Annotated in this window: 11 protein-coding genes; 8 read left to right on the top strand and 3 right to left on the bottom strand. The window is 70.6% G+C overall.

What is annotated here, in order from left to right:
- Positions 1-53: 53 nt before the first annotated feature.
- Positions 54-2030, top strand: coding sequence for a threonine--tRNA ligase (gene thrS / locus J8N05_RS39795; RefSeq protein ID WP_210891893.1), 1977 nt, complete (start codon positions 54-56; stop codon positions 2028-2030).
- Positions 2031-2094: 64 nt separating this feature from the next.
- On the opposite strand, the gene J8N05_RS39790 is transcribed toward thrS, so the two are convergent.
- The gene (locus J8N05_RS39790; RefSeq protein ID WP_210891891.1) at positions 2095-2751 is read right to left on the bottom strand and encodes a potassium channel family protein; all 657 of its coding nucleotides are present in this window, start codon (positions 2749-2751) and stop codon (positions 2095-2097) included.
- Between the two features lie 67 nt (positions 2752-2818).
- Between J8N05_RS39790 and J8N05_RS39785 the strand changes: the two genes are divergently transcribed.
- The gene (locus tag J8N05_RS39785) at positions 2819-3379 is read left to right on the top strand and encodes an HIT family protein (RefSeq protein WP_107019708.1); all 561 of its coding nucleotides are present in this window, start codon (positions 2819-2821) and stop codon (positions 3377-3379) included.
- A 36-nt stretch (positions 3380-3415) separates the two neighbouring features.
- Here J8N05_RS39785 and J8N05_RS39780 read toward each other — a convergent pair whose 3' ends face one another.
- On the bottom strand, positions 3416-5077 hold the full coding sequence (locus J8N05_RS39780; RefSeq protein WP_210891889.1) for a hypothetical protein: 1662 nt from the start codon (positions 5075-5077) through the stop codon (positions 3416-3418).
- 167 nt (positions 5078-5244) lie between these two features.
- Positions 5245-7443 carry an elongation factor G-like protein EF-G2 gene (locus J8N05_RS39775; protein ID WP_210891887.1) on the bottom strand — a complete coding sequence of 733 codons (2199 nt, stop codon included), beginning with the start codon at positions 7441-7443 and terminating at the stop codon, positions 5245-5247.
- 283 nt (positions 7444-7726) lie between these two features.
- Between J8N05_RS39775 and pgsA the strand changes: the two genes are divergently transcribed.
- From pgsA to pdxT, 6 genes are all read left to right on the top strand, one after another.
- Positions 7727-8425, top strand: a complete 699-nt coding sequence (gene pgsA, locus J8N05_RS39770) for a phosphatidylinositol phosphate synthase (RefSeq protein WP_210891885.1) — start codon at positions 7727-7729, stop codon at positions 8423-8425.
- Complete coding sequence (locus J8N05_RS39765; RefSeq protein ID WP_247706879.1) at positions 8422-9420, top strand: phosphatidylinositol mannoside acyltransferase; 999 nt, start codon at positions 8422-8424, stop codon at positions 9418-9420. Before pgsA ends, J8N05_RS39765 begins: the two co-directional genes overlap by 4 nt.
- A complete protein-coding gene (locus J8N05_RS39760) occupies positions 9417-10589 on the top strand; it encodes a glycosyltransferase family 4 protein (RefSeq protein WP_210891883.1) in 1173 nt (390 codons plus the stop codon). The genes J8N05_RS39765 and J8N05_RS39760 overlap by 4 nt, the downstream gene beginning before the upstream one ends.
- 267 nt (positions 10590-10856) lie before the next feature.
- Positions 10857-11402, top strand: a complete 546-nt coding sequence (locus J8N05_RS39755; protein WP_210891882.1) for a hypothetical protein — start codon at positions 10857-10859, stop codon at positions 11400-11402.
- 188 nt (positions 11403-11590) lie between these two features.
- Positions 11591-12514 carry a pyridoxal 5'-phosphate synthase lyase subunit PdxS gene (gene pdxS, locus J8N05_RS39750; protein WP_210891880.1) on the top strand — a complete coding sequence of 308 codons (924 nt, stop codon included), beginning with the start codon at positions 11591-11593 and terminating at the stop codon, positions 12512-12514.
- An 80-nt stretch (positions 12515-12594) separates the two neighbouring features.
- On the top strand, positions 12595-13200 hold the full coding sequence (gene pdxT, locus J8N05_RS39745) for a pyridoxal 5'-phosphate synthase glutaminase subunit PdxT (protein WP_210891878.1): 606 nt from the start codon (positions 12595-12597) through the stop codon (positions 13198-13200).
- The last annotated feature ends 74 nt before the right edge of the window (positions 13201-13274 follow it).

Genomic DNA, 13274 nt, shown 5'->3' with positions numbered 1-13274 from the left:
CCACGACGCGCGCAGGAGTCGCCGCACGCGTTCCCTTCAGGCAGGAGAGTCCGGTGTCAGACGTCCGTGTGATCATCCAACGCGATTCCGAGCGGGAAGAGCGCGTGGTGACGACGGGGACTACGGCGGCCGAGCTCTTCGCCGGTGAGCGCACCATCGTCGCCGCGCGCGTGGCGGGCGAGCTGAAGGACCTCGCGTACGAGGTGAAGGACGGCGAGACCGTCGAGAGCGTCGAGATCTCCTCCAAGGACGGCCTCGACATCCTGCGCCACTCCACCGCGCACGTGATGGCCCAGGCCGTGCAGGAGCTGTTCCCCGAGGCCAAGCTGGGCATCGGCCCGCCGGTCAAGGACGGCTTCTACTACGACTTCGACGTGGCGCGGCCCTTCACCCCCGAGGACCTCAAGGCCGTCGAGAAGAAGATGCAGGAGATCCAGAAGCGCGGCCAGCGCTTCTCCCGCCGGGTCGTCACCGACGAGGCCGCCCGCGAGGAGCTGGCCGACGAGCCGTACAAGCTGGAGCTCATCGGCATCAAGGGCGCCGCTTCGAGCGACGACGGCGCGGACGTCGAGGTGGGCGGCGGCGAGCTGACCATCTACGACAACCTCGACGCCAAGACCGGCGACCTGTGCTGGAAGGACCTCTGCCGCGGTCCCCACCTGCCCACCACCCGCAACATCCCGGCGTTCAAGCTGATGCGCAACGCCGCCGCCTACTGGCGCGGCAGCGAGAAGAACCCGATGCTCCAGCGCATCTACGGCACCGCCTGGCCCACCAAGGACGAGCTCAAGGCGCACCTGGAGTTCCTCGCCGAGGCCGAGAAGCGCGACCACCGCAAGCTCGGCAGCGAACTGGACCTGTTCTCCATCCCGGAGCAGATCGGCTCGGGCCTCGCGGTCTTCCACCCCAAGGGCGGCATCGTCCGCCGTGTCATGGAGGACTACTCGCGGCGCCGCCACGAGGAGGAGGGGTACGAGTTCGTCTACACCCCGCACGCCACCAAGGGGAAGCTCTTCGAGACCTCGGGCCACCTGGACTGGTACGCCGACGGCATGTACCCGCCCATGCAGCTCGACGAGGGCGTGGACTACTACCTCAAGCCCATGAACTGCCCGATGCACAACCTGATCTTCGACGCGCGCGGCCGCTCCTACCGCGAACTGCCGCTGCGCCTCTTCGAGTTCGGGACCGTGTACCGGTACGAGAAGTCGGGCGTCGTGCACGGCCTGACCCGCGCACGCGGCTTCACCCAGGACGACGCGCACATCTACTGCACCAGGGAGCAGATGGCGGAGGAGCTCGACAAGACGCTCACCTTTGTCCTCGGCCTGCTGCGGGACTACGGCCTGACCGACTTCTACCTGGAGCTGTCCACCAAGGACCCGGAGAAGTTCGTCGGCTCGGACGAGGTGTGGGAGGAGGCCACCGAGACGCTGCGGCAGGTGGCCGAGAAGCAGGGTCTCCCGCTCGTCCCGGACCCGGGCGGCGCCGCGTTCTACGGGCCGAAGATCTCCGTCCAGACCAAGGACGCGATCGGCCGGACCTGGCAGATGTCGACCGTGCAGCTCGACTTCAACCTGCCGGAGCGGTTCGACCTGGAGTACACGGGGCCCGACGGCACCAAGCAGCGGCCGGTCATGATCCACCGTGCCCTGTTCGGTTCGATCGAGCGCTTCTTCGCGGTGCTGCTTGAGCACTACGCGGGCGCGTTCCCGGCGTGGCTGGCGCCCGTCCAGGCGGTGGGCATCCCGATCGGCGACGCGCACATCGACTATCTGCACAAGTTCGCCGCCGAGGCGAAGAAGAAGGGGCTGCGGGTCGAGGTCGACTCGTCCTCCGACCGTATGCAGAAGAAGATCCGCAACGCCCAGAAGCAGAAGGTGCCCTTCATGGTCATCGCGGGCGACGAGGACATGGCCGCCGGTGCCGTCTCCTTCCGTTACCGCGACGGCTCCCAGGAGAACGGCATCCCGCTCGACGAGGCCATCGCGAAGATCGCGAAGGTCGTCGAGGAGCGCGTGCAGAACTGAGCGACCCGCAGCCCGCGGTGCCCACCCGCACTCCGTGGCGTGCGACGGAAAGCCCCCGGCCGGCTCAGCCGCCCGGGGGCTTCTCGTTGCCCTCGTCGGCGAAGACCTGGAGCAGCCACGACGAGAACGACCCCGTCACCGCGCCGAGCAGGGCGAGCCCGCAGGCCATCAGGCCCACCGCGATCAGCCGCCCCACGGGCGTCACGGGAGCCACGTCGCCGTACCCCACGGTCGCCAGCGTCGCGCAGGTCCACCACACCGCGTCGCCGAAGGTGTGGATCGTCGCGTCCGGTGCCGTGCGCTCCTGCTGGAAGACGGCGAGCGCGCCCGCGAAGCCGAGCAGGGACACGGCCAGACCCGCGTACGTGATCACGCGGGCGTGCAGGGCCAGCCGGGGCCGCCCGCGTCGGCGCTGCACGGTCTCGTAGACCTTCACCACGCGCAGGGGGCGCAGCAGGGGCAGAATGAGGACGACCGTGTCCAGCCAGTGCGTCCGTACGAACCGGGGCCCCTGGCTGCTCAGCCGCCAGCGCACGGCGTAGTCGACGGCGAAGACCGCCCAGGCCGCCAGCATCGCCGCGACACAGGCGCTCGGCCACGGCTCGGGCAGCGCGTGGCCCAGCACCCGGATCGCGTACGAGACGAAGAAGAGCGCCGAGGCGACGACGAGCGGCAGCTCGGTGCGGCGCTCCCAGCGGGTCGTGCGGGTGTCGTCGTCCATCACCTCAGCTTGGCGGCGGGCCCTTTCGCGCGGTACCCGGCGACACGCCGCGAACGGGCGAAGCCATATGCTTCACCTCATGACGAGTGAGCCGGAGCAGCAGATCGGAGTCGGCACACAGGACGCGTTCCAGCGCCTGTGGACGCCCCACCGGATGGCCTACATCCAGGGTGAGAACAAGCCGACCGGTCCCGGGGCCGGCGACGGCTGTCCCTTCTGCTCGATTCCGGCGAAATCCGACGAGGACGGGCTCGTCATCAAGCGCGGCGAGCAGGTCTACGCGGTGCTCAACCTGTACCCGTACAACGGTGGGCATCTGATGGTCGTGCCCTACCGGCATGTCGCGGACTACACCGATCTGACCGTCCCGGAGACCGCCGAGCTCGGTGAGCTGACCAAGCAGGCGATGACCGCGCTGCGGACCGCGTCCGGTGCGCACGGCTTCAACATCGGCATGAACCAGGGTTCGGTGGCGGGGGCCGGGATCGCCGCGCACCTCCACCAGCACATCGTGCCCCGCTGGGGCGGGGACACGAACTTCATGCCGGTCGTCGGGCACACCCGGGTGCTGCCCCAACTCCTCGCGGACACCCGGAAGATGCTCGCGGAGGCCTGGCCGTCGGTCTGAGGCCCGGCCTCCCGGAGGTCCACCCGGGGTGGACGCCTACGCGTCGTACAGATCCGCCTTCCGCGGGGAGACGTCCTGGACGGCCCCGCTGAGGGCGGACGAGCGGCTGCCGAACTTCGTCGTGTCCACGCCGTTGTCGTTGAGCACGCGGATCGCCGCCGAGTGCACCACCCGCAGCACGGGGGTCGCGGCGCGCAGCGCGTCGTCCGCCATGAAGCGGTGCCGCCAGGGCTTGGCCGCCCAGGCGTGCCGCAGACCGAAGGGCTCCGGCAGGATCAGCTTGCCGCCGAGGTGGTCGAGGATCGGCGGATACCAGGTGAAGGGCGCGCGCACCGCGAGCCGTACGACCTCGTCCGCGTCGATCAGCGGCAGCTTCTGCGTCTTGGTCTCCCAGAACCTGACGGTCTTCGGGACCGTCTTCGTCTTGGCGGCGGGCCCGCCGAAGAACAGCGAGTGCACGGGGCCCAGGGCGTGTCCGGTGACCTCGATGCGCAGCGTCTCGTGCAGCACGGTGACGGTGATCAGCATCGTGATGACCAACTGGCCGTCCCAGAGGGTCCACTGCACCCCGAGGTAGTGGCGGTCACCGCTGCCGAACTGCTGCTTGTTGCAGATCTCCTGTATTTTGTGCGTCTTGACCTGGTAGGCGTCCACGTCGGTGCCGCCCGGGCGGGAGACCGAACCGGCGTTCTCGTTGATCGGTGTGACCACCCAGTGCTTTATCGAAGGCGCCGGGAAACCACCGGTGTTGAGGGGGCCGCGCTCCAGCATGCGCAGCTGGTCGTGGATCGACCGGATGACGTCCCAGCTGCGGAACGGGTGGATCTCCTTGGTGGAGTCCGCCGACACCAGGTCCTCGGCGAGCTGCCAGGTGCCCCAGCGCGTACCCATGCCCAGTATTCCCTTGGGGCCCGCGTAGAAGACCGAGTTCGACTGCTGCTCCGCGCTCAGCCGTGCCAGGCCCTGGCGCAGCCGCTCGGCCTCCGTCTCGCCGGGGCTGCCGGGCACCGCCTCGGGAATCTTGGCGCCGATGCCGCCGCCCGCGAGCAGGCTGCTCCAGCGCTCCCGCAGATCGCGGGCGGTGCGCTCACAGATCTGCTTCGCCCAGACCCAGCCGAGGACGGGCGCGACGATCGCCGCGCGTGCGTACCACGCCCAGAAGCCGCCGAAGGGCATCTTGAGCAGGAAGAGGACCGCCAGGCCGCCCACCCCGATCAGGATCGCGGTGCCGAGGGCTCCGGCCCGCTTGTCCTCGGACTTGGCGACCGAGCGGCGGATCTGGAAGACCAGCAGCCACAGGAGCAGACCGGGCAGGAAGATCAGGCCGGTCAGCACCATCACGGCGGTGAGCCAGCTGTCCCGCTCCTTGCGGATGCGGTTCGCCGCCAGGCAGTGCTCGACGACCACCTGCGGTTCCGTGCCGAAGGACTGGATGAGCGGGCTGCGGCCGCCGCCCAGCAGCCGGACCTGCACGGCCCGGGCGAAGGCCTCGCCCAGGTTCGGCTTGAAGATCGAAGCCCACTTCTGGCCCGGTGAGACCTTCGACTGGTGCCACTCGCTGTTGGCGTCGAGGATCGCTTCGACGGGGCTGTCCCGATAGGCCGCGGAGGCGAGCGCGAACGTCGCCGCCGTCTGTCCCGCGGAACCCGAGAGCGGTACCTGTGCTCCCGGACTGAAATCGAATGCGTCGTCCGCCATTACCGCCCCCATCGCCGCCTTGCCCCGCTGCTGCGGCATTCCCGACTTCGGTGCTCCGCACACCTGTTGATCAGGTCATCGTCTTGATCAGGTTCTCAGAGTATCGCCAGGGGCCGACATTCGTCGGCGGACGGCCCCGGCCGCCCGCCGATCGAAGGGGAGATCAACTAATGAGATCCCTGCGCCTGTTCACGGATCCTGTCGGTCAACTGCGGTGGCATGGGCTCGTGCCGGGCGTAGGTGCGGTCGAACCGTGCGGTGCCGTGCGAGAGGGAGCGCAGATCGACCGCGTACCGTCCGATCTCGATCTCCGGGACCTCGGCCCGTACGAGGGTCCGGCCGCCCGGTGCCTGCTCGGTGCCGACGACCCGGCCGCGCCGGCCCGACAGATCGCTCATCACGGCCCCCACGTACTCGTCGCCCACCAGGACCGTCACCTCGGCGACCGGCTCCAGGAGATGGATCCGGGCGTCGGTCGCGGCCTCCCGCAGGGCGAGCGCGCCGGCGGTCTGGAACGCCGCGTCCGAGGAGTCCACGGAGTGCGCCTTGCCGTCGGTCAGCGTGATCCGCACGTCGATGAGGGGATAGCCCGCGGTCACGCCCCTGGCGGCCTGGGCGCGCACCCCCTTCTCCACGGACGGGATGAACTGCCGGGGCACGGCGCCGCCCACCACCTTGTCGACGAACTCGATGCCGGAGCCGCCGGGCAGCGGTTCCACCTCGATCTCGCAGATCGCGTACTGCCCGTGCCCGCCGGACTGCTTCACATGACGGCCGCGCCCGGCGGACTTGGCGGCGAACGTCTCCCGCAGGGACACCTTGTGCGGTACGACGTCGACCTGGACGCCGTACCGGTTGCGCAGCCGTTCCAGGGCGACGTCCGCGTGGGCCTCGCCCAGGCACCACAGGACGACCTGGTGGGTGTTCTGGTTCTGTTCCAGGCGCATGGTGGGGTCCTCGGCGACGAGCCGGCCAAGGCCCTGCGAGAGCTTGTCCTCGTCGGCCTTGCTGTGTGCCTGGATGGCGAGCGGCAGCAAGGGGTCGGGCATCTGCCACGGCTCCATCAGGAGCGGATCGTCCTTGGCCGAGAGCGTGTCACCGGTCTCGGCGCGGTTCAGCTTGGCCACACAGGCCAGATCGCCCGCGATCGCGTGCGTGAGGGCGCGCTGCTGCTTGCCGAAGGGCGCGGACAGGGCGCCGATGCGTTCGTCGACGTCGTGGTCCTCGTGGCCGCGGTCGGCGAGCCCGTGCCCGGAGACGTGCACCGTCTCGTCCGGGCGCAGCGTCCCGGAGAACACCCGCACCATCGAGACGCGGCCGACGTACGGGTCGGAGGCGGTCTTCACGACCTCGGCGACCAGCGGCCCGTCGGGATCGCAGGCCTTGACCCGGCGGGCCCGGCCGTCCGGGGTCGTGACCACCGGGGCCTCGCGCTCCAGCGGCGTCGGGAAGCCGCCCGTGATCAGTTCGAGCAGTTCCACCGTGCCCAGCCCCTGCCGGGCGCCCTCGGCGGCGGGCGCGGCGGCCAGCACCGGATGGAAGACCCCGCGTGCGACGGCCCGCTCCAGGTCCTCCACGAGTGTCCTGAAATCGATCTCCTCACCGCCGAGATAGCGGTCCATGAGGGTCTCGTCCTCGCTCTCCGAGATGATTCCCTCGATCAGCCGGTTGCGGGCCGACTCGATGAGCGGCATCTGCTCGGGGCCCGGCTCGGACTCCTTGCGCTCCCCGGACGAGTAGTCGAACAGCCGCTGCGAGAGCAGCCCGATCAGCCCCGTCACCGGCACATGCCCGTCGGGGCCCGCGGAGCCGTGCAGCGGCAGGTACAGCGGCAGTACGGCGTCGGGGTCGTCCCCGCCGAAGGCGTCCGCGCAGATCCGGGTCATCTCGTCGAAGTCGGCCCGCGCCGATTCCAGATGCGTCACCACGATGGCTCTCGGCATGCCGACCGCCGCGCACTCCTCCCACACCATGCGCGTCGAGCCGTCCACGCCGTCCGAGGCCGAGACGACGAAAAGGGCCGCGTCCGCCGCTCGCAGACCGGCCCTCAGCTCGCCGACGAAATCGGCGTAACCGGGAGTGTCCAGCACATTTATCTTGTATCCGTCCCAGTCGACCGGGACCAGGGAGAGCTGCACCGAGCGCTGCTGCCGGTGCTCGATCTCGTCGTAGTCGGAGACGGTGCCGCCGTCCTCCACACGGCCCGCCCTGTTCACCGCTCCCGCCGTCAGCGCGAGAGCCTCCACCAGAGTCGTCTTGCCCGAACCGCTGTGGCCGACCAGCACCACATTCCGTACGGACGCGGGGTGGTCGGCCGCCGTAGCCCTGCCGGCGGCTCCGGGGTGTGCGTTCGCCTTGTCGCCCATGGAATTGCCTCCCGTGCACGGTGAGGTCACTGGGGGCGCGGGCCGGCGGATCCGCGAATGGCGGCTCCGATGACGCCCGCGGTGCCATCGAGCTTTGCACTCGCGTCACGGTGCGTCCATACAACGGACGCGATCGCGCCGCCGCCCCGTCGAGGCCCACGGATGTCACCAGGACGTGACCCGGGGCGTGGGTGCCCGACCGTCGCACACGCGCACGCGTGGCTACGATGGGCCAGCCGGTGGCCAGCAGGGCCGCCCGGCCACACCGACCGTCGGGAAGGCCATGCTGAACAAGTACGCGCGTGCATTCTTTACGCGTGTCCTCACACCGTTCGCCGCGTTTCTCATCCGCCGGGGGGTGAGCCCCGACACGGTCACTCTCCTGGGCACGGCCGGAGTGGTGGCGGGCGCGCTGGTCTTCTACCCCCGCGGAGAGCTCTTCTGGGGCACGATCGTCATCACGCTCTTCGTGTTCTCGGACCTGGTCGACGGCAACATGGCGCGCCAGCTGGGCCGCTCCAGCCGATGGGGCGCCTTCCTCGACTCGACACTCGACCGGGTGGCCGACAGCGCGATCTTCGGCGGCTTCGCCCTCTGGTATGCGGGCAACGGCGACGACAACGTCCTGTGCGCCGTGTCGATCTTCTGCCTGGCCAGCGGTCAGGTGGTGTCGTACACCAAGGCCCGGGGCGAGTCGATCGGTCTGCCCGTCGCCGTCAACGGCCTGGTCGAGCGCGCCGAACGCCTGGTGATCTCGCTGGTCGCGGCGGGCCTGGCGGGCTTCCACAAGACCTTCGGCGTGCCCGGCATCGACGTACTGCTGCCGATCGCGCTGTGGATCGTCGCCGTGGGCAGTGTCGTCACCCTGGTCCAGCGCGTCGTCACGGTGCGCCGCGAGGCCGCCGAGGCCGACGCGGCGGTCGCCGCCCCGCCGGGGAACTCACCGGAGAGCACCTCGCGCAACAGCGAGGCCACCTCGTGAGCGGTCTGCGGGACCAGCTGACCTACGGGGCCTACGCCGCGGGCTGGGGAGCCGTCAAGAAGCTCCCCGAACCGGTGGCCGTGCGCCTCGGCCGCACCATCGCCGACATCACCTGGAAGCGGCGCGGCAAGGGCGTACTGCGTCTGGAGTCGAACTACGCGCGCGTGCTGCCCGACGCGAGTCCCGAGCGGCTCGCGGAGCTGTCCCGCGCGGGCATGCGTTCGTATCTGCGCTACTGGATGGAGTCGTTCCGGCTGCCCGCCTGGAGCAAGGAACGCATCAGGAGCGGTTTCGAGCCGAAGGACCTGCACCATCTGACCGAGGGGCTCGCGGCGGGCAAGGGTGTCGTCCTCGCGCTGCCGCACCTGGGCAACTGGGACCTGGCGGGCGCCTGGGTCACCACCAGGCTGGAGACGCCGTTCACGACGGTCGCCGAGCGCCTCAAGCCCGAGAAGCTCTACGACCGGTTCGTGGCGTACCGCGAGGGCCTCGGAATGGAGGTGCTGCCGCACAGCGGCGGCACCGCGTTCGGCACGCTGGCCAGGCGGCTGCGCGACGGCGGCCTGGTCTGCCTGGTCGCCGAACGCGACCTGTCCGCCTCCGGGGTCGAGGTCTCCTTCTTCGGGGACACCACCCGGATGCCCGCCGGCCCGGCGCTGCTCGCCCAGCAGACCGGCGCGCTGCTGCTGCCGGTGACCCTGTGGTACGACGACTCGCCCGTGATGCGTGGCCGGGTCCATCCCCCCGTCGACGTACCCGAGTCAGGTACGCGGGCCGAGAAGACGTCTGTCATGACGCAGGCGCTGGCCGATGCCTTCGCCACGGGGATCGCCGACCATCCGGAGGACTGGCACATGCTGCAACGCCTGTGGCTCGCCGACCTGGAGCCCCGCCCGGGGACGGCCGAGAGGGAGCCGGTCCCGGGGCCGTCCGGCGGGGAGCCCCCGTCCGCGGCGGCACACGACGACCAGGTCCGGCCGGGGGAGCGCCCATGAGGATCGGCATCGTCTGCCCGTACTCCTGGGACGTCCCCGGGGGAGTGCAGTTCCACATCCGCGACCTGGCCGACCACCTCATCGCGCTCGGGCACCATGTGTCCGTCCTCGCGCCCGCCGACGACGACACACCGCTCCCGCCGTACGTCGTCTCGGCGGGCCGTGCCGTCCCGGTGCCGTACAACGGCTCGGTCGCGCGCCTGAACTTCGGGTTCCTGTCGGCCGCGCGGGTGCGCCGCTGGCTGCACGACGGCACGTTCGACGTGATCCACATCCACGAGCCGGCCTCGCCCTCCCTCGGCCTGCTGGCCTGCTGGGCGGCGCAGGGGCCGATCGTCGCCACCTTCCACACGTCGAACCCGCGGTCCCGCGCGATGATCGCCGCGTACCCGATCCTGCAGCCCGCGCTGGAGAAGATCAGCGCGCGGATCGCGGTGAGCGAGTACGCCCGGCGCACGCTCGTCGAGCACCTGGGCGGCGACGCCGTGGTCATCCCGAACGGCGTCGACGTGGACTTCTTCGCGAAGGCCGAGCCCAACCCCGAGTGGCAGGGCGGCACGCTCGGCTTCGTGGGCCGCATCGACGAGCCCCGCAAGGGCCTGCCGGTCCTCATGAAGGCGCTGCCGAAGATCCTCGCCGAGCGGCCGGAGACCCGGCTGCTGGTCGCGGGACGCGGCGACGAGAAGGAAGCGGTCGAGAAGCTTCCGGCGGAACTGCGCTCGCGCGTCGAGTTCCTCGGCATGGTCAGCGACGAGGACAAGGCGCGGTTCCTGCGCAGCGTCGACGTGTACGTGGCGCCCAACACCGGCGGCGAGAGCTTCGGGATCATCCTGGTCGAGGCGATGTCGGCGGGTGCGCCCGTGCTCGCCTCCGACCTCGACGCGTTCGCCCAGGTCCTCGACCAGGGCGCGGCGGGCGAACTGTTCACCAACGAGGACGCGGACGCGCTGGCCGCGTCGGCGGTACGGCTCCTCGGCGATCCGGCGCGACGCGCGGAACTGCGCGAGCGGGGGAGCGCGCATGTGCGGCGCTTCGACTGGTCGACGGTCGGTGCGGACATCCTGTCCGTGTACGAGACCGTCACGGACGGCGCGGCGGCGGTAGCGGCGGCGGACGAACCGGCGGAGCCGGGGGGTTTGCTGGCCCGCTTCGGGTTGGCCCGCGACTGACCCTCCGGGGGGGCGGGGGTGTTTCGGCTGCGGGCCGGTGGGGGCTGGTCGCGCAGTTCCCCGCGCCCCTTAGGGGCGGGGCTTCGCCCCTGCCCACCCGTCCGCCGGACGGGATGAAAAGCACGGCGAAGCCGGCTTTTCAGGGGCGCGGGGAACTGCGCGACCAGCCCCCACCGGGCCCGCACCCGGAAACGGTCGCACAGGCGCCGCAGGCGCCATCCGGGGGCGCCGCCGAGCAAGGCGCCCCCACCGGTAGCGTGTGCCCCCGTGACCTCCACACTGATCTGGATCGTGGTCGCCCTCGCGGCGATCGGCCTCTACCTGAGCTGGACGGCGGGCCGCCTCGACCGCCTGCACTCCCGCATCGACGCAGCCCGCGCGGCCCTCGACGCACAGCTCCTGCGCCGCGCCTCGGTCGCCCAGGAACTCGCCACCGCCGGCGTGCTCGACCCGGCCGCGTCGATGGTGCTCTACGAGGCCGCGCACGCCGCCCGGCAGGCCGAGGAGGACCACCGGGAGGTCGCCGAGAGCGACCTCAGCCAGGCGCTGCGGGCCGTCTTCGGGGAGACCGAGCAGGTGGAGGCGGTCCAGGCGGCCCCGGGCGGCGAGGACGCGGCCCGCGAGCTCGCCCAGGCGGTCCGCCGCGTACCGATGGCCCGGCGCTTCCACAACGACGCCGTACGCGCGGCCCGCGCCCTGCGCCGCCACCGCAAGGTGCGCTGGTTCCGGCTGGCCGGGCACGCCCCGTTCCCGCTGGCCTTCGAGATGGACGACGAGCCCCCGACGGCGCTCGCGGACCGCCCCGGAACGTAGAGGTCCGGCCGGCGGAGGCCGTGGCCCGCGCGGGTGCGTGAATCCCGGACAAGGCCCTGACCAGCGAAAAAGCTCGGCGTGGACCGGAAAATGAGCCACCGCCTACCCATTGGCCCTTGCTGTGGCCTGGTCCCCGGGCGTTTCCTCGGTGTTTGCAGAAGCCCTCTTTCACCGAGTGAGGTCAACCCGTGTCCAGCACGCTCTCCCACCCCGTCCAGCCCACCGACACCCCGGCCACCGGCACCGCGCGCGTGAAGCGCGGCATGGCCGAACAGCTCAAGGGTGGCGTGATCATGGACGTCGTCACGCCCGAGCAGGCGAAGATCGCCGAGGACGCGGGCGCCGTGGCCGTCATGGCCCTGGAGCGGGTCCCCGCCGACATCCGCAAGGACGGCGGCGTGGCGCGCATGTCCGACCCGGACATGATCGAGGGCATCATCGAGGCCGTCTCGATCCCGGTGATGGCCAAGTCGCGCATCGGCCACTTCGTGGAGGCCCAGGTCCTGCAGTCCCTCGGCGTCGACTACATCGACGAGTCCGAGGTGCTCACCCCCGCCGACGAGGTCAACCACTCCGACAAGTGGGCCTTCACGACCCCCTTCGTCTGTGGTGCCACCAACCTGGGCGAGGCTCTGCGCCGCATAGCCGAGGGCGCCGCCATGATCCGCTCCAAGGGTGAGGCCGGCACCGGCAACGTCGTCGAGGCCGTCCGCCACCTGCGCCAGATCAAGAACGAGATCGCCCGGCTGCGCGGCTACGACAACAACGAGCTGTACGCCGCCGCCAAGGAGCTGCGCGCCCCGTACGAGATCGTCAAGGAGGTCGCCGAACTGGGCAAGCTCCCGGTCGTGCTGTTCTCCGCGGGTGGCGTGGCCACTCCCGCCGACGCCGCCCTGATGCGCCAGCTCGGCGCCGAGGGTGTCTTCGTCGGCTCCGGCATCTTCAAGTCCGGCGACCCGGCCAAGCGCGCCGCGGCCATCGTGAAGGCCACCACCTTCTACGACGACCCGAAGATCATCGCGGACGCCTCCCGCAACCTGGGCGAGGCCATGGTCGGCATCAACTGCGACACCCTCCCCGAGTCCGAGCGCTACGCGAACCGCGGCTGGTAGTCCGTCCGGACGGACAACTCCCTCCGGACGAAAACCACCCTCTCCAGGGCACCCCTTCACACAAGGCAGGCACTCCGTAGATGAGCACCACCCCCGTCATAGGCGTCCTGGCCCTCCAGGGCGACGTACGGGAGCACCTCATCGCCCTGGCCGCGGCGGACGCCGTGGCCAGGCCGGTGCGGCGCCCCGAGGAACTCGCCGAGGTCGACGGACTGATCGTCCCCGGCGGTGAGTCCACCACCATCTCCAAACTGGCCGTCCTCTTCGGCCTCATGGAGCCCCTTCGCGCGCGCGTGCGGGACGGTCTGCCCGTCTACGGCAGCTGCGCGGGCATGATCATGCTCGCCGACAAGATCCTCGACCCGCGCTCGGGCCAGGAGACCATCGGCGGCATCGACATGATCGTGCGCCGCAACGCCTTCGGACGGCAGAACGAATCCTTCGAGGCGAAGGTCGACGTGACGGGCATCGAGGGCGATGCTGTGGAGGGACTCTTCATCCGGGCCCCCTGGGTGGAATCGGTGGGCGCGGAGGCCGAGGTACTGGCCGAGTACGGCGGTCACATCGTCGCCGTACGCCAGGGCAACGCGCTCGCCACGTCGTTCCATCCGGAACTGACCGGCGACCACCGCGTGCACGCGCTCTTCGTCGACATGGTGCGCGCGACCCGGACAGCGGCGTCCTAGTAGGATCTGGGGGTCCCCCAGGCTCTCGAAGCCTCGGGTATTCGTACTGGTTGGGTTACGCGAAGGAGACAGGC

Source organism: Streptomyces liliiviolaceus (assembly GCF_018070025.1).
Classification (GTDB): Bacteria; Actinomycetota; Actinomycetes; order Streptomycetales; family Streptomycetaceae; genus Streptomyces; species Streptomyces liliiviolaceus.
Note: the sequence above shows the minus strand (reverse complement) of the source record. Positions and strands in the feature narration are given on the sequence as shown.

Coding starts and splice junctions, on each gene's coding strand:
- J8N05_RS39790 (WP_210891891.1), bottom strand. CDS start 2,751: ATGGACGACGACACCCGCACGACCCGCTGGGAGCGCCGCACCGAGCTG.
- pgsA (WP_210891885.1), top strand. CDS start 7,727: ATGCTGAACAAGTACGCGCGTGCATTCTTTACGCGTGTCCTCACACCG.
- J8N05_RS39780 (WP_210891889.1), bottom strand. CDS start 5,077: ATGGCGGACGACGCATTCGATTTCAGTCCGGGAGCACAGGTACCGCTC.
- pdxT (WP_210891878.1), top strand. CDS start 12,595: ATGAGCACCACCCCCGTCATAGGCGTCCTGGCCCTCCAGGGCGACGTA.
- J8N05_RS39760 (WP_210891883.1), top strand. CDS start 9,417: ATGAGGATCGGCATCGTCTGCCCGTACTCCTGGGACGTCCCCGGGGGA.
- J8N05_RS39785 (WP_107019708.1), top strand. CDS start 2,819: ATGCTTCACCTCATGACGAGTGAGCCGGAGCAGCAGATCGGAGTCGGC.
- J8N05_RS39775 (WP_210891887.1), bottom strand. CDS start 7,443: ATGGGCGACAAGGCGAACGCACACCCCGGAGCCGCCGGCAGGGCTACG.